At 48.4% G+C, this 16,596-nt stretch carries 17 protein-coding genes and 1 pseudogene; 6 read left to right on the top strand and 12 right to left on the bottom strand.

The features are described 5' to 3' along the window. Nucleotides 1-46: 46 nt before the first annotated feature. The 12 genes from fbp to MTBMA_RS01245 form a co-directional block, all read right to left on the bottom strand. On the bottom strand, nt 47-1,144 hold the full coding sequence (fbp, locus tag MTBMA_RS01300) for a fructose-1,6-bisphosphate aldolase/phosphatase (protein ID WP_013295100.1): 1,098 nt from the start codon (nt 1,142-1,144) through the stop codon (nt 47-49). A 98-nt stretch (nt 1,145-1,242) separates the two neighbouring features. Continuing rightward, the gene (thiI, locus tag MTBMA_RS01295) at nt 1,243-2,385 is read right to left on the bottom strand and encodes a tRNA uracil 4-sulfurtransferase ThiI (protein ID WP_013295099.1); all 1,143 of its coding nucleotides are present in this window, start codon (nt 2,383-2,385) and stop codon (nt 1,243-1,245) included. 25 nt (nt 2,386-2,410) lie between these two features. Further along, nucleotides 2,411-3,649: a methanogenesis marker 16 metalloprotein gene (locus MTBMA_RS01290; RefSeq protein WP_013295098.1), complete on the bottom strand. Its 1,239-nt coding sequence runs from the start codon at nt 3,647-3,649 to the stop codon at nt 2,411-2,413. Between the two features lie 48 nt (nt 3,650-3,697). Further along, entirely contained in the window at nt 3,698-6,394 is a 2,697-nt protein-coding gene (gene alaS, locus MTBMA_RS01285; RefSeq protein ID WP_013295097.1) for an alanine--tRNA ligase, read from the bottom strand. An 85-nt stretch (nt 6,395-6,479) separates the two neighbouring features. Further along, complete coding sequence (gene rpl12p, locus MTBMA_RS01280) at nt 6,480-6,788, bottom strand: 50S ribosomal protein P1 (RefSeq protein ID WP_013295096.1); 309 nt, start codon at nt 6,786-6,788, stop codon at nt 6,480-6,482. Nucleotides 6,789-6,839: 51 nt separating this feature from the next. Next, nucleotides 6,840-7,850 carry a 50S ribosomal protein L10 gene (locus MTBMA_RS01275; protein WP_013295095.1) on the bottom strand — a complete coding sequence of 337 codons (1,011 nt, stop codon included), beginning with the start codon at nt 7,848-7,850 and terminating at the stop codon, nt 6,840-6,842. Next, nucleotides 7,851-8,489, bottom strand: coding sequence for a 50S ribosomal protein L1 (locus MTBMA_RS01270; RefSeq protein WP_013295094.1), 639 nt, complete (start codon nt 8,487-8,489; stop codon nt 7,851-7,853). It abuts the gene before it with no gap. 78 nt (nt 8,490-8,567) lie between these two features. Next, nucleotides 8,568-9,050: a 50S ribosomal protein L11 gene (locus MTBMA_RS01265; protein ID WP_013295093.1), complete on the bottom strand. Its 483-nt coding sequence runs from the start codon at nt 9,048-9,050 to the stop codon at nt 8,568-8,570. Then, a complete protein-coding gene (locus MTBMA_RS01260) occupies nt 9,050-9,529 on the bottom strand; it encodes a transcription elongation factor Spt5 (RefSeq protein WP_013295092.1) in 480 nt (159 codons plus the stop codon). Before MTBMA_RS01260 ends, MTBMA_RS01265 begins: the two co-directional genes overlap by 1 nt. A gap of 53 nt (nt 9,530-9,582) precedes the next feature. Further along, nucleotides 9,583-9,762 carry a protein translocase SEC61 complex subunit gamma gene (locus MTBMA_RS01255; protein ID WP_013295091.1) on the bottom strand — a complete coding sequence of 60 codons (180 nt, stop codon included), beginning with the start codon at nt 9,760-9,762 and terminating at the stop codon, nt 9,583-9,585. 123 nt (nt 9,763-9,885) lie between these two features. Beyond that, complete coding sequence (ftsZ, locus tag MTBMA_RS01250; RefSeq protein WP_013295090.1) at nt 9,886-11,031, bottom strand: cell division protein FtsZ; 1,146 nt, start codon at nt 11,029-11,031, stop codon at nt 9,886-9,888. A gap of 231 nt (nt 11,032-11,262) precedes the next feature. Continuing rightward, nucleotides 11,263-11,823: a pyruvate kinase alpha/beta domain-containing protein gene (locus MTBMA_RS01245; RefSeq protein WP_048901162.1), complete on the bottom strand. Its 561-nt coding sequence runs from the start codon at nt 11,821-11,823 to the stop codon at nt 11,263-11,265. A gap of 221 nt (nt 11,824-12,044) precedes the next feature. Between MTBMA_RS01245 and comA the strand changes: the two genes are divergently transcribed. The 6 genes and pseudogenes from comA to tfe all read left to right on the top strand — a co-directional run bounded on the left by comA (nt 12,045) and on the right by tfe (nt 16,592). After that, nucleotides 12,045-12,821 carry a phosphosulfolactate synthase gene (comA, locus tag MTBMA_RS01240; RefSeq protein ID WP_013295088.1) on the top strand — a complete coding sequence of 259 codons (777 nt, stop codon included), beginning with the start codon at nt 12,045-12,047 and terminating at the stop codon, nt 12,819-12,821. Continuing rightward, nucleotides 12,821-13,600, top strand: coding sequence for an ATP-binding cassette domain-containing protein (locus tag MTBMA_RS01235; RefSeq protein WP_013295087.1), 780 nt, complete (start codon nt 12,821-12,823; stop codon nt 13,598-13,600). Before comA ends, MTBMA_RS01235 begins: the two co-directional genes overlap by 1 nt. Before the next feature lie 35 nt (nt 13,601-13,635). Then, entirely contained in the window at nt 13,636-14,337 is a 702-nt protein-coding gene (locus tag MTBMA_RS01230; RefSeq protein ID WP_013295086.1) for a GTP-binding protein, read from the top strand. A 16-nt stretch (nt 14,338-14,353) separates the two neighbouring features. Next, a complete protein-coding gene (locus tag MTBMA_RS01225) occupies nt 14,354-15,031 on the top strand; it encodes a (Fe-S)-binding protein (protein WP_013295085.1) in 678 nt (225 codons plus the stop codon). A 56-nt stretch (nt 15,032-15,087) separates the two neighbouring features. After that, nucleotides 15,088-15,930: a coenzyme F420-0:L-glutamate ligase gene (locus MTBMA_RS01220; protein ID WP_013295084.1), complete on the top strand. Its 843-nt coding sequence runs from the start codon at nt 15,088-15,090 to the stop codon at nt 15,928-15,930. A gap of 122 nt (nt 15,931-16,052) precedes the next feature. Beyond that, nucleotides 16,053-16,592, top strand: a pseudogene (gene tfe / locus MTBMA_RS09325) (transcription factor E). Nucleotides 16,593-16,596: the final 4 nt, after the last annotated feature.

Genomic DNA, 16,596 nt, shown 5'->3' with positions numbered 1-16,596 from the left:
CAGAATCCAGTGTTCAGAAAAAAATAAAATGTGGGTGGAAGCCCCTTTAATCCATGTCCTCAAATCTGTCCCCGAGTTTTTCAAGCACACCTGGAAGGGATGTGTACTCCATTTCATCTGATGGGAGTCTGTGGGGTTCGAATGGCCCGTGTCTTCTCATGTACTCTGCAATTTCAGATGCAAGCTGCCTTGAGCGATCAAATGATGGGTCATCAAACATGTCAATTGGGCCCACGAGTTTGCAGTCTGCGATCTGGAATCCCAGCCCTATTACCCTTGGAGGTCCGTCGAACCTGACGGGTGTTGCATCCCTCTGGGCAACAGGCATCAGTGGCCCGTTGTGTGATCCCCTCATCCAGCCACCCACAAGGTGCGGGAATGCGAAGGGTTCAACGACTTCTCCTGCTGCAGGGAATCCTGACTGTGCCCTTACGATTGCGACCGGGTCATCCTTTCCTATGTACTTTCCTGCCATGAGGTTCAGTCTTTCTGTGCTCACAGAGGCTGCTATTTCACCGTCGTCCCTTCTGTGTATCTTCTTTATCACGTAGCGGCTGATTGAACCCAGGAGGGCGAGGAGGTCGTACATCTCATCAGGGCATGCCATTGTAACCTTTTTGTGTTCAACAACATCAAAGACCTCGAATTCGTATCCGTTGTGAAGTGTTGGATCGATAACAAGGCCCGCGGTGTTGAATGGGTCTGCAAACATTCTGAAGAGGGGCAGGTTAAACGCTCCAGGTTCTGTCTTGTCGCAGCAGAAAATTATAACAGGATCGCTTGGCCTCTCCTTAAATTCCATTTCAGCGCACCCAGGGCCCATACCCTTGATGTTTCCTGAGAATGTGTCTGAGAGGAGGTCCTGCCCTGCACCGTAAAGTTTTAAGCCCCTGGCCACCTCTGTGGCTTCCCTGAAGGCGTTCCATGCTGTCTGGTGAACCTCCTCATTTTCTTCACCGTTTCTGTGGGTCATTATGAGGTCAATGTCATCTCCACAGTTGGTAATATAATAATCCTCAAGGATTCCTGTATCCCTGGCTTCTGCCAGTATCTCGTCGCACTTTTTCTTTAATGCCTCATGTGCGACTGCGTGACCTGCTACGCTTCCAACGTCTGCTTTAATTACACTAATGGTTGTTTTCATCATTACACCTCCAGAAGATAGTGAGTTAATTAACTGGATTCTTTATATAAAAGATGTGATCTGATTATTTAAAAAGTTATCCACAGAATCTGCAACGATCATTCAGGGCTTTCTGTTTCTGAAGCTGATCTGAATATCTTCTCAATTTCATCTTCAACCTGGATTTTTTCTGAGAGTTCCCTGATGGAGGCTGTATCCGCTGCCGTTGAGGGATGGCGGGGTACAGCACCGCATCCACCATCGGGTATCACCGAGATGTCATAGGTGCCTATCCTCTTTGCAAGGGCCTCTATCTCCACCTTATCCATGCCTATGAGGGGGCTGAGGACAGGCATCCTCACCGCCATCCTTGTGGCGAGGATGTTTGGAAGGGTCTGGGATGCCACCTGCCCGAGGCTGCTCCCATCCACTATTGCAAGTGCCCCCTCCTCCTCTGCAACCATCTCGGCGAGGCGGTACATTCCAGCCTTACATAGGACGCAAGTCATATTCTCAGGGGCTTCTCTCCTGCATTTTTCAAGGTAACTTCCATACCTGAAAATTCTGAGTTTGAATTCAACTCCAGCAGAATACTCCTCAAGTTTTGAAGCGATTTTCTCAACCTTATCAAGGGACTCGGGAGCTGTGAATGGTGAGTTATCGGTGTGGACCGCAACGACCTGGCATCCCCTCTTCATGAGGAGATATGTGGCAACAGGTGAGTCTATTCCCCCGGATAAAAGGGCAACAACCTTGCCCTGGGTACCGGCAGGCAGGCCGCCAGGACCCTGGATGACCCTGTGGTAGATGTATGTCCTGTTCTCCCTTATTTCAAGGTGGATCTCAAGGTCAGGGTTTCCAAGGTCCACCGGGGCCCCGATCTCCCTGACCACAACTGAACCTGCAAAGGCTGCCATCTCCTGGCTTGTGAAGTCATGCTGCCCAACCCTTCTGCATCTTATGGCAAAGGGTGTTCTCTCTGTGATGAGACCCTCCAGTTTCAGTTCACCCACATATTCCCGGAGCGCCACCTCTATAACATCAAAATCGGTTTCCACAGTCACCGCGGGTGAAAAGGATACCACCCCAAAGATCCTTGAAAGTTTATCAAGGGCCTCATCCATGTTATCAGGGAATACGAATATTCTTCCATGCCTGATTTCTGCTCTGCAGCTGAAAGCAGCCCTTATATTGCTGAGGAGTTTTTTTTCAAATCTCCTTCTAACAGCCGGCCCCTTAATTGCAACCTCACCGTATCTCACAAGTATAACATCATATTCAAGAATACTAACACCCCCCTATGAGGAAATTACCCTTTTCTATGAGTTCTTTGAGTTCACGGGCGAGGCTGGATGCCCTCACCCTGTCTGACTGTCTGCATACGATGGGTACCGTCCTATCACCAATCCTGACCTCACCTGTATCCATCTCATACGCCCCGTAGGGACATGAGAAGGCACATACACCGCATCCGAAGCACCTATCGGTGTCCAGTCCATCCCCTATTGCATGGGTTGGGCACCTCTCCGCTGCCAGGCATGGGAGGCAGTCAGCACACCTTTCAGGGTTATAGGTGGGTCTCTCGTCACCAGCCCATGTATCCGCATATGTCAGATCATGGATTATCCTTGATCGATCCCTCACGTCTGCAACAGGTAACCCTATATCTGAATTAAGAACCAGCAGTCTCTCAAAGACCCTCTCAGATGTCACGGGCAGTGGGACTGCGATGGTGTTGAATATCTCGGGTCCTGCGGCTGTCCTGAATCCCCCAATGTAATCAGGTTTCATATCATGCAGGTCCCCGCTCAGCATGAGATTTGGTCTTTCAGGGCTGCTCCTTGTACCCTCACCCAGCACGAGGCCCCTGGCACCATTTAAGAGTACGCTGGTTCCCCTCCTGATGGCCTCCATGCCTGGATCATTTTCAAGGGGATTGATGTCACCGCAGCCTGAGAATGAGAGGCCTCCACAGTGGGGTGGCATTTCAAATGCATTGAATATGGATCTTACAGGTTTATCTGATGGATTGACAATTGCTGTGTAGTTTCTGAATGCCATCCTTGTTCCTATGATCCTCGCTGTTTCAATATCCTTCAGGGTAACTGTGGATTCAATGGAAGTTCCATCCTCTGACTTTACAGTCACATCAACCTCAGATCCAATGAGAAGGTCCCTGAGAAGAAATCCGCCGCCATATTCAGGGTCCCTGACGCTTCTGGCTGTCCCATAAATGAAGAGGTCCACTGAACCCAGGTTTTCATTTGGACATGGGCCAGGATACGCTGGTATGCCATTCAGTTCAGCTGAAACAGCCTTCCTGAATGAACCAGGTTCAGATACCCTGAAATGCATTACCGCTGCTGTCCCGGACATTACACCGCAGGTGGCCGCTGTTACCACGTCAACCTCATCTGCAGATGGGGCCTCATCGTTGAGGACCAGCTCCTTGAGTTCCCCGGCTGTTAAAACGGTTGCTTCACCATCCAGTATCCTCTCATTTATTTCTGAGATGGTCCTCCTCAAATTAATCACCAGAAAACAACAAGAACAGTTATTTTACAATCCTCAAATTCATCCCCCAAAGGATTCAAGTGAGGATCTTGCCTCCTCAAGAGCCTCATGGATTTTATCCTTTCCTTTACCTGCTCCCTGTGCAAGGTGTGGCTTTCCACCACCTCCACCTCCAAGGACCCTTGCAGCTGATGCTATAACCTCATTTATCCTTAAACCCCTTTTGACAGCGTCATCAGAGGCCGCCCCAACTATCTGGCCCTCTGAATTTGCAAGGATAACTGCATCAGCTGATTCTGTGAGTTCAAGGGCCATGTTCTTCATCTCATCCATGTCAGCCTCAACAGTGTCTATGATGACCCTCAGGCCGTTGAGGTCCTCCACCCTATCCCTTACCTCCAGGATTTTGAGTGAAGCCATTTCCTCCTTGAGGCGTGAAACCTCATTTCTGAGGGCCTTCCACTCTGTGAAGAATCTCTCAGAGGTGCGTGGAAGCTGTGATGGTGTTACCTTGAATACATCTGCACTTTCCCTCAGTATATCCCGGTTTTTCTGCATGAGTTCAATGGCCGATGCCCCTGCAGAGAATTCTATCCTCTCAACACCATCCTGTATGCGTTCAGTCCGGTTGATCATTATGAGGCCTATGTCCCCGGTTCTCTTAACATGGGTCCCTGCACATGCCTGCACATCCACCCCTGGAATCTCAACGACCCTTATCATGGAGCCCGGAACAACGCCCCCCTGGTAGAGTATGAATCCATACCTTTTCTCTGCAATGTCCCTGTCCATCCACCTGACATCAAGGGGGATGTTTCTCATGACGTATTCGTTGGCCAGCCTCTCTATCTCATCAAGTTCCTCCTGAGTTATCCTCCTGTAATGTGATAAGTCTATCCTTGAACTCTTAACACCCTTCTGGGCCCCTGCCTGCCATATGTGGTCTCCAAGGACCCTCCTTGCAGCTGCAACTATCAGGTGGGTTGCTGTGTGGTTCCTTGTAAGCTGAAGTCTTCTATCTGAATCAATCCGGCCCCTTACAGTTTCCCCTGGTTTGAGGCAGATTTCATCGTCTGTCCTGTGGAGTACCACATTACCTATCTTCTCTGCATGCTTTATCCGGATCCTGCAGCCGTCTGACTCAATGTATCCAGTGTCAGATGGCTGACCTCCTCCCTCAGGGTAAAAGAGTGTTCTATCAAGTATGACACCGTCCTCATATACCCCCAGCACACTGGCTTCGAATTCCAGGCCATCGGGTTGTTCATAGAAGAGGAGCTCTGTCTGGGGGTAATCAAGATGAAGGTCCTCCTCCGGGGCTTCAGTTTCAGCCTCATTCATCTCCGCAACCAGGGTGTAGAAGTTGTCAGGGATTTTAACACTGAACCCTGATTCCTCTGCTATCTCCTTTATGGTTTCAGGGGGGATTCCATGGGAGTCATATAATTTTATAAGGATTTCAAGGGGCATCTCGCTCTTATTATCCTTCCTGAGGTATTTTATGGTCTTCTCCACAATCCTCCGGCCCCTTGTCACGGTCTTTGCATACCTGTGTTCCTCAAGGTCTATGATGCTGAGTATGTGTTCATGGTGCTCCCTTATCTCAGGGTAATGACCCTCAAGGAACTCCACCTGGATGTTCATTATATCCTTCAGGGACTCCCTCATGCCGAGTTCCTTCATGAGCCTAAGTGTCCTCCGGATTATGAGCCTCGCAAGGTAGCCCTCCTTTACATTTGAGGGTATGACACCATCTGCAAGCATGAAGGCAAGACAGCGCGTATGGTCTGCTATGGCATAAATGGACTCCATGGGGGCTGCTGCACGCTCGAGTTCAGTGGCTGAGATTCCAAGTTTATCAGCAACCCTTTTTCGAAGTTCCCTGAGATCAGCATAGGTTTCTATATCCATCATCCCGGCCACACGGGCATTTTCTGCCAGTATCTCCTCGTTGACCTCCACGCCTGTCAGTTCAATCAGCTTCTCAATTACCGGGCCAAAACATGCGTCATAGGCTGTTGGTGTCCCCTGGGATATCCAGGCAAATCTCTCAAGCCCATACCCGGTGTCAACTATTTTAAGTGGGATCTCCTCCCTGCCACCATCTGGTAGGGTGCGGTACTGTATAAAAACGAGGGTCGCCAGTTCGACGCCACGGACACAGACCTCATAGCAGGGCCCCTCGTTTCCGCCGCCCTGCCACCAGGATTCTATGAATGTTATCTCAAATGGATCAATGCCTATGTGAGTCAGGAATTCGTGGCAGTACTTTATTGTCTCTTCTTCCCAGTAAACTGTGTTATCTTCAGAGTTGAATGCGTGGTGTCCACCCATGGTGAAGCATGTGAGGTGTCTCCCTGTTCTTCCAACGTTATCAACGTCGTTGAGTCTTATTGACGGCTGTGCAACCACCAGGGGGTTTGCAGGGGGCTTCACAAGGCCTGATGTCACCCATGGCTGAAAGTTGTATATGGATGCTCCAACAAGAAACACGTCGTCCCGCCAGCGCTTTGCAAGTACCGGATATCTTCTGATGGGCTCATGGCCCCTTTCAGCGAAGAATTCTATGAATTCATCCTGTATCTCGTACAGGTCATAGCTCCTCGAGGTTGCGGGATTTCCTATAAAATCGTATTCATCACAGGGGGCATCTCCACATGTTCTGCGTTCCCTTATTGACCAGAAGGTGTTCCCACAGGACTCGCATTCATATTTTCTGTAACCCAGTTCTTCAAGCTGACGAGACATGGTAATCATTGAAAACAGTTTTTATAAATAGAATCAGAATCAGGAAAAATAAATTTTTTGCCATTTGTTATGGCAGGGAAAAATAGAAAAGAGTTTAACCGAAGAGTGCGCCGAGACCGGCTGCTGCTTCCTCTTCAGCTTCCTCTTCTTCCTCTTCTTCTTCCTCTTCTTCTTCAGCCTCTTCGGCTGCTGCTGCAGGTGCTGCGGCTGCTGCAGGTGCTGCTGCTACAGCTGTTGTTTCCATTGCCTCTTCAATGTCCACATCTTCAAGGGCTGCTATTAGAGCCTTGACCCTTGCATCATCCACTTCAGCGCCTGCTGCTTCAAGGACACTTTTAACGTTTTCTTCGTTGATCTCCTTACCGGTTGTGTGCAGTAACATTGCTGCGTATATGTATTCCATATGATCACCTCAAATTTTTATTTTTTTAGGTTAACTATGCCAGTAAAGCGTTTATCCGAAGAGTGCGCCGAGACCAGCGGCTGCATCCTCTTCTTCCTCTTCTTCTTCCTCTTCAGCTTCTTCTTCAACCTCTTCCTCTTTCTCTTCAGGGGCGGGTGCTGCTGCCCTTGAAGACAATTTATCCCTCAGTTCATCATCAACTGCTTCAGCGTTAACCTCTGCAGCTGCAGCGGCCAGTGCAAGCATCTGGGCATAGGCCTTTGCAAGCAGCAGATCAGTTGTCTCTGAGGTGAGGATTGATGCATTGTATGCAAGGTTGAATGACTTCGAAGCAGCCTTCTGGATAATCGCAGGCATTGTTTCGCGTGTGTATATGACTGCGTTAACTGACAGGTTAAATGCCTGTGAAAATGCTTTCTGAATGTCAGATAAGGTTTTTTCCTCATCTATGGTCAGGATGTCTGCTGTGTAGACTGTCTGATTTTCATATGCTGCCCTGAGGTCTATTCCAACCTCAAGTGGCTGTATATCCAGTCTTGTTAATATTCCTGCCACCTTGGGGGGTATCTCCTCCCCGGCCTTCACCACAACATGGTCATTTGAAACCACGATCTTTCCCTTCTCGATCTTGGCGGGGATGCCTATCTGCTGAAGCTCCCCCAGGATTGGGCCCGGGGCAAAGCCGGTATCCCCCTTGGGGACAACTATATCTGCCGGAGCTATGGCGCCTGGCTTGGCAGGGGCAGGGGTTTTGCTGTCCTCAAGAATCTTGAAGAGTTTGAATGGGTTCATATCAGTGAATATGAGTGCAGGCTGGCCCTCCATATAATCAGAGAGGGAATCAACGTTTTCAAGTTCTTTGCCAGCTTTTTCCAGGGCAAGGCTGATCAGTGTCTTCTTTGACATTCTGATGAGTGCACTGTCACGGAGTGTCTGGCGCATCTTCTGTAGCTGTCTTGCAGGTATATCTGCAAGGTTAGCTATACCAACCACTTCATGACTTTTGATGAGGTCCTGGAGCTCCTGAACCTCCTTCTTCTTCCATTCAGCCACGTGAGCCATTTAAATCACCCTCACTACCGGGCCCATGGTCGTTTTAACGTACATGGACTTAAGCTGGTTTCTGCCCTTCTCAAGTTTGCGGTCAATTGTCTGCAGAACCGCCTCTATGTTCTCGGCAAGTTTCTCATCATCCATATCCTCTGTGCCAACCACGGTGTGAACCACAGGCTGGTCCTTGATTCTCACCTTGACAGTGTCCCTGAGTTTCTTGAGTATGGGCTCCGGGTTTATTGTTGCTGGCACCGGTTTTGGCATCTTCTTTCTGGGTCCAAGAACCGGTCCAAGGAACCGCCCCACCAGGGGCATCATGTCTGCCTGGGCCACGAAGAATTCATAGCTGTTGGCAAGTTTCTTTGCTTCCTTTCGGTTTTTGCCAAGTTCTTCAAGTTCATCCTTGGTTATCACAAGGTCGGCTCCAGCGTTCTTAGCCTGGAGAGCCAGTTCCCCATCGGCGATCACGGCGATTTTAACATCCTTACCGCGGCCGTTGGGTAGAGAAACTTCCTCGTCAAACCTGTTCTCTGGTTTGTTGACGTCAAGGTCCTTGATGTTAAGAATAACATCCATGGACTGTGTGAAGTTTCTCGGCCTTGAAAGTTCCTTGGCCTTCTTCACCGCTTCCATAATCTCCTGTTGCATTTCTGAATCCTCCATGAACTTCAAAAAATAAGTTCATATGATGGGGTTAGTTATGTGATTCTCAAGATTTATAAATTTTTATGATGTGAGGAGGTCATCATAGACTCCCTGATCAACTTCCCTCTGAACCTCCCTGGGGTCCTTGCCATTCACTGTTACACCCATGCTCACGCAGGTACCCATGATCTCCTTGACTGCCTGTTTGTAGTCGTTTGAGAGGAGGGCGTCGAACTTCATCCTTGCTATCTTCAGCACCTGCTCCATGGATATGTCTGCTATCTTGTCCATGCCCGGGTCCTGTGAACCCTTCTCGATCTTGAGTTCATCCATGATCAGGGCGGTTGTTGGTGGCGTACCAACCTCAACCTCAAAGTCCCTTGTGTCGGTATCAACTATGATCTTAACCGGGACCTTCATTCCCTCGAAATCCGCGGTCTTGCGGTTTATCTCCTCAACAACCTGCATCATGTTAATTCCAAGCGGACCAATCGCAGGACCCAGTGGTGGTCCTGGAGTGGCTTTTCCACCATCAATAAGAATTTCAACGGTTTCTTTAGCCATTAATCAGCCTCCTTTTGTATTATTCTAATCTGATCACCTTTAACTGTTACAGGAATTGGCACTGCAGCCTCTATGAGTTCAAGTACAACTTCCTCTCTGGATTCATCTATACGGATAACCTTTGCCCTTTCACCCTTGAATGGCCCTGAGATCAGCTCAACGATGCTACCCTTCTTAATGGATGATATTATGGGTTCAGGTTTGAGGAACCTCTTAACCTCCTCAAATTCTATCTTTGATTCACCCTCGGTTTTTCCCTCAACAACACCCCTTAAGTGGGGAACCCTTATGGCAGGGTTTCTCATGTCGATCTTTGAGGAGGACTCAACAAGGATGTAGCCCCTGAGGGACTCTGGAACAAGAATCGCGTTTATCTCAATACCACTATCCCTTACCTTCCTGGCCAGCATCCTTGCCACATTCTTCTCCTGACCCACCGAGGTCTTAAGGGCATAGATGGAATTTTTACTATCTTCCATTAAGAACACAACCTCATATATATAATTCACTGTGACTTTCCAGTAAGAGTTAATCAGCCACCCAGTAACTGGGCAATTATACTTATTATGAATCCTATTACACCTATTAATATTATACCGATACCTGTCACCTTTGACACGTTGAGGTATTCGTCCCTTGTGGGTTTCTTTGATACCTTCAATACCCTCTTTGACTGCTTGATAAAATTCAGAACAGAATCCCTGTATTTCATGATTTATCCCCGCTAGTTTATAATGATTAAAAACAAGGATGATAATCGGGATGAGTGATGGAGTAATCTATCCTTCAAGATTTATAAATGTTTTCATTGATGTGGGGGTGTGTGGAAGAAATATCAGAATACTCCATCTATAAATTCTTCCAGTACAGACTCATCCACAGAGTCCTTCTCCCGCTGTTTTTCCTCGAAGAACTCCTTCTCTGCAGAACCATGTGAGCCGTATATGTACGGCGACCTCACGCCCGCAACAACAATCGTTGTTCTTATAACATTCTGCAGTTCATCCTGAATCTGTGCACCCCATATTATGTTTGCATCAGGATCCAGTTCCTCGGCAACAACCTCAACTATCCTTTCGGCCTCCTGAAGTGTCAGGTCGGAGCTTCCAGAGATATTGATAAGTGCACCCTTTGCATTGGATATGTCCAGATCAAGTAGCGGGCTGTTAAGAGCCTCGTAAACTGATTCAAGGGCCCTGTCACCTGCCTCGGCTTCACCCATTCCAATCATTGCCATTCCTGAGCCCTTCATTATGCTCCTAACATCAGCAAAGTCAAGGCTCACAAGACCTGGCCTGGTTATGAGTTCCGTTATCCCCTTAACGGCCCTTCCAAGGATTTCATCTGCAACCATGAATGCCTTGTTGAGGGGAAGGTTGGGTGCAACCTCGAGAAGCTTGTCATTGGGGATCACTATCACGGTATCGGCAGCACTCTGAAGTTTCTCAAGACCCTTCTCAGCATTCTCCCTTCTTTTAAGGCCCTCTGCACTGAAGGGCATGGTTGCGACTGCTATTGTGAGTGCACCGGCCTTTTTGGCCAGCTTGGATATCACAGGTGCCGATCCGGTTCCTGTGCCTCCCCCAAGACCGCAGGTCACAAAGACCATGTCAGCCCCTTCAAGCTCCCTGCGGATATCATCCTCACTTTCCTCGGCACATTCCTCTCCAACTTCAGGTACTCCGCCCGCGCCAAGACCCCCGCATACATTCCTTCCTATGAGCAGCTTCCGGTTAGCAACCGTGTAGAAGAGGTCCTGGGCATCTGTGTTAATGGCTATTGTCTCAGCACCCTCAACTCCTATTTCACTGAGCCTTGTTACGGTGTTGTTACCCGCCCCGCCGGTCCCAACAACGTATATCTTCGCCCTGCTATTTTCGATTATTTCCCGAAGTTCCTGGTCGATTTCTGAGTTCATCGAGATGGAAGATGGCTTTTCCCTTTTCTCAGATTCCTTTATGGCATCGTTAATGAATTTCAATTACTACCCCCACATTTATCTATGAAATATGTTATTGTGATAAGACATATTTAAAAGCAACCGTTAAAGCGGCACCAATGACCCCATGGGTCCCGATCAAAATTAAAAATCAGTTTCTGTGACCTCTGAAAATACCGGTACAATGTTGGGGCAAAATGGAATTATGGTATGGTCACCGGGCCATGAAAATCATGAATTCCGGCAACCCGCCCATACCATGCAGGTGCCGGACTATGGCCTTGGCATCGCAATGATCTCATGGATTCTCAGGTCAAATACGCTGTTCATATGCGTCGGTGTGAGAACCAGGGCCGTGTCAGCCCCCCATGCAGTGCCGCCTATGGCTATGACCTCCCTGTCAACAGGTATAAGGCCTGCGTCAGCTGCCATTATAGATATCTCAACACATACCTTGAAGCCCTGTGAAACCATCCTGAGGGTTTCAGCCATCACCTCAACAGGTGTGACTCCGCCGAACTTATTTGATATCCCCCTTCCAACACCGCTGAGTGCATGTGAACCTGCATATACACTGACGCCCCTTTCAATCAGTTTCTCCCTCATGTCGGGTTCAAGTTCAAGTTTGCCCTTCTCCCTGAAACCGGCGTGGTGTGTTACAGAAACAATGTTTCCCTCAACCATCTCAGATAACCTGAGTGCTGTTTCACCGGATACCGAGGCCACCACAAAGTCCCTGATCCCCAGTTTATCTGCCCTTTCCTTAACAAGTTCAAGGACCCTTTCAGTGTTCTCCTTACCTGGTCTTTCAAAGTAACATATACTCTCCATCACATGTACCACCACCTATTAATATATAATAAGATCCCAAAATAGTGATGGGACTCAACTTATAGAATCTCCCGTTACGATAAGATCCCCGATAGTGGATGGGATTCAGATTGATATCCCATGAAACCTGTTATAAGAAAAATTATTTATAAAGGTAGTAAACATATGAATTTAAATTAATATGCCGTTGGTGTTTATTCTGACTCAATCCAGAAGGTGATAAAATGAACGCCTTTGACTTTCTCACACCTCCAAGGCGTGGGAAACCCAGAAAAAATGGAATAACCATGGTTCTCGATAAGGGAATGGGCATTAAAACAGCCCGTGACCTCATGGAGATTTCATCAGATTACGTTGATTTCATAAAGTTTGGATGGGGAACCCTCCCCCTCCACAGACGTGACGCTGTCATGGAAAAAATTGAGATGTACCGTTCATTCGATGTGGAGGCCTATCCTGGGGGCACCCTATTTGAGATCGCCTATCTCAACGATAAAATTCAGGAGTACTTTGACGAGGCAAGAAGCCTTGGTTTTGAAACACTGGAAATATCAAATGGAACCGTTGAGATTGAAACCGATGAAAAATGTGAACTTATAGAGAAAGCGGTCAACGAGGGGTTCCAGATCATATCAGAGGTTGGTAAAAAGGACCCGGTAAGGGACAGACTTCTCAGCCCGGAGGATAGGGTTGAACTTGTCAGGGCCGACCTCAAAGCTGGAGCCTGCATGGTGCTCATGGAGGCCCGGGAGAGCGGCCATAATATAGGTATATACGATGAGAATGGAAACGTAAAGGAGGAAGAATTCAACCACCTCCTCAATGAACTCCCGCAGGATAGGATAATATGGGAGGCCCCCCAGAAAAACCAGCAGGTTTACTTCATACTGAAAATAGGACCAGACGTTAACCTTGGAAACATACCCCCCGAAGAGATAACAGCCCTTGAAACCATAAGAAGAGGCTTGAGGGGAGATACTCTCGGAAAGGTGAATCTTTAATGATAGAGAAAATCACAGTAATTGGCGGTTATGACAAATACGGAGAGAAGGAACCGGTTGAGAAGGTTGAAATAAGAAAAGGTGAAATTTTTGGTGTGGTCGGCCCAACAGGAAGCGGTAAAAGCTCACTTATAGGTGACATCGAACAGCTGGCCCAGAAGGACACCTTCTCCAAGAGAAAAATCCTGGTGAACGACGAAGAGCCAAGTTACGAGGACCGTACAAACCCCCGAAAGAAGATGGTGGCACAGCTTTCCCAGAACATGAACTTCCTGGCGGACATGACAGTGGGAGAGTTTCTCAGCCTCCACGCCAAGTGCCGGGGTGCCAGTGAAAGGTGCGTGGACCGTGTGATCCAACTTGCAAACACCCTCACCGGTGAACCCATCAAAAAGGAGCACGACCTCACAATACTCAGCGGGGGGCAGTCAAGGGCCCTCATGGTTGCAGATGTTGCCATAATAAGTGACTCTCCCATAGTGCTCATAGATGAAATTGAAAATGCAGGTATAAGGAAACACGATGCGCTCAAGGTGCTGGCAGGACACGGTAAAATAGTTCTGGTTGTAACCCACGACCCTGTGCTTGCACTCATGACCGACAAGAGAATAGTGATGAAGCATGGTGGTATGCAGAAGATAGTTACAACAACAGCCCAGGAGAAGAAGATATCCCGTGAACTCAACAAGATAGATGAACTCATGCTCAGCCTCCGTGAGAAGGTGCGGAGGGGAGAGCTGGTTGAGAGCATAGACCTCACAGAGATAATAAAAGGTTAAGCTGAAAGCTGCACCAGTTACAGAAGGGAAAGGATATGAGAATGGTAATAGTTGCTGGAACACCAGGATCCGGGAAAACAGCAGTCCTCATGCACACACTGAAGAGTCTCAAGGCGAGGGGATTCAATTCATCGGTGGTTAAAATAGACTGCCTATACACCGATGACGACAAGAAGTTTGAGAAGATAGGTGCGCCCACCCTTGTGGGCCTCTCAATGGATATGTGCCCGGACCACTACGCCATCTACAACATAGATGACATGATAAAATGGGCCGAGAAGAATGAATCTGACTTCCTTATCATTGAAACAGCAGGATTGTGTCACCGTTGCGCCCCCTACACAAAGAACTGCCTGGGTGTTTGCGTTATAGACGCTACAAGCGGCCCCAACACCCCCCTGAAGGTTGGGCCCTTCCTTTCAACCGCAGACATTGCTGTTGTTACCAAGGGGGATATGATATCCCAGGCAGAGAGGGAAATATTCAGGGAGCGTATACTGGAGGTTAACCCATCGGCAAAGATAATAGAGGCAAATGGCCTCAGCGGACAGGGATGCATGGAACTTGCAGAGGAAATGATAGAGAGCAGAGAGGTTTCCCTTGAAAACGAGGAACTCCGTCACTCAGCACCCCTTGCAGTCTGCACCCTCTGTGTGGGCGAGACAAGGGTCAATAAGAAGCACCACAGGGGAATACTCAGAAGAATAGACGGCTTCCAGACCTATGAGGGAGAATGAAAAGAGGGTCTTTCAGATGCCAGGAGACAGATCACTCAGAGAAAGGGTTACAGAACTTCTTCCCGGATACAACTGCGGTATCTGCGGCTATGCAAGGTGCGACGAATATGCCTCCGCACTCCTCAAGGGGCGGACAGAGATCGACAGATGCCACTTCATGTACCAGGAGCTTTTTACAGACAACCTTCAGAAGCTCCAGGAGATCCTCAAGGAGGAGGACCTCCTGCCAGAGGAGAAGAAGGTTGTGGGTGTCCTTGACGGGTACGAGGCAGATTTCATACTGAAGCCCCTCCCTAAGGAGGGTTCATGCAGGGAGGTACTCTTTCCATTTTCAAGGGCTGAGCTTAAAAAGGGGGATATAATCCGTTACAGACCCCTGGGGTGCCCCATAACCCACTTTGCAGAGATACTGGATGAAAACAACGGACTCATAACTGTCCACATCGTTGGGCCATGTCACCGCCTTGGCAGCGAGGACTTTGAGTTCAGGGACATCGGGGTCTGCCTGGTGGGGGGCTTCGAGGGCATGATCGATGGGGAACTCCCCAACATCGGCGACACAGTGAGATTCCTCCCGGCCCACTGCATGATGCAGAAGGTCCACTCAGGGGTCGTGGTACAGCTTGAAGGCAGGAGGGCCATCATAGAGGGCATAGACCTCAAGGTCTGGGCCCCGCCTGTGAGGGCCAGATGAACCTGCATCAATTTCTGAATGTTTAATTGACAGGAGCATGCCTTTGAGGACAGAACATGCCCAGAGATGGATACACCACGGTACCTGTGAGGACGGACTACATAAAGCCTGGTGAGGGTTTATGGAAAATCATGGAGAGGGCAGGTGAACTGGTAGTTGATGGGGATTTCCTTGTGGTCTCTGAAACCCCCATCTCGGTTGCCCAGGGAAACCTCGTTGATGAATCAGAATTTGAAGCCTCCAGGACCGCCATCATTCTTGCAGACCTCTGGTCAAAGTACATCTGGGGCCATGTTCTCGGACCCATTTTTGGAATAAAGGAAAGAACCCTGAAAAACCTTAGAAACCTCCCCCCCGAGGCAAGAAACCATAAGGAGGTTGTGCTCCGATATTATGGGCTGAAACATGCCCTCAAACCGGCCTCAGAGGCCGGAATTGATTTGAGCAACGTCCCCGGCACATATGTTTCACTTCTTCCTGAAAACCCTGTGGGTACTGCAAAATCCATTGCAGAGGGGATTCTGAGTAAATTCGGTGTCGATGTCACCGTGGTTGTTATTGACACCGACGCAACCTACCGAATCCTTGGGAGGTATTTCACATCACTTCCCACAGCTGCACCGGGTATAATCTCAGATACCGGGTTCCTGGGTTACATTGCAGGGAGGTTTTCCAGGAAAAGATGGCCAACACCCCTTGCATCCTCAAGGCCCGCTGCCACTGAGGTGCTCCTTGAGGTGGCATCCGTAGCCGAGGAGTACCATGAAAGGCACAGTAGCAGAAAAACCGTGTATGATATGGCCAGTGAACTTGAAAGTGAACCCGAAACAGTTACGGTTGAAATGCTGTCCTCACTGGAACATGTGCCGGCGGTTATTGTTAGACCCCCGCTGAAGTGAGGGGTTCATGATTTTATAAAATTTTAAATAAGATTAGGCACATAAATTGGAGTGCACTCAAAAAATTTGATCGATTCAGCATACCTTGTATGCAGTTATTTCTCAAAGCTGGAGGATTTCAATTGATTGATGATCAGATGCTACAAGAGTTGATCCATGAGATTATCACTGAGGAGGAAGAGGATGAGGCAGTGCCAGTTCTGGAGTGCCTCATGAAGGGGAATGTAACAGATGAGGAGATTTCAGAAAAAACCCAGCTTAAACTCAACATAGTCAGAAGAATACTCTACAAACTCTATGATGCGGGGGTGGCAAGCTACAAGAGAAGCAAGGACCCTGAAACGCAGTGGTACACCTACACATGGAAATTTGAACCCTGAAAAGGTTACAGAAATGATAAAGAGGAACCACGGAGAAATAGTTAAAAAAACTCAGGGAAGCCCTGGACTTTGAGGAGAACAACCATTTTCTTTGTATGTTAAAACGGCCATTACCGTTTCACCTTCGATGAAGTTGCTGAAGAGAACTTCCCATGCCCTGAATGCGGCTTTAAAATGGAATTCATGGACAACTCTGAAATAATACAGCAGCTGAAGGATGAGCTGAGCCTCTACGAAAACAACGGTTTTGATACTGCCCACACCCATACTCTGAATTCCTAGAACT

This window comes from Methanothermobacter marburgensis str. Marburg, assembly GCF_000145295.1.
GTDB classification, from domain to species: domain Archaea; phylum Methanobacteriota; class Methanobacteria; order Methanobacteriales; family Methanothermobacteraceae; genus Methanothermobacter; species Methanothermobacter marburgensis.
The sequence above is the reverse complement of the archived record's forward strand: the minus strand, read 5'-3'. Positions and strand labels throughout refer to the sequence as shown.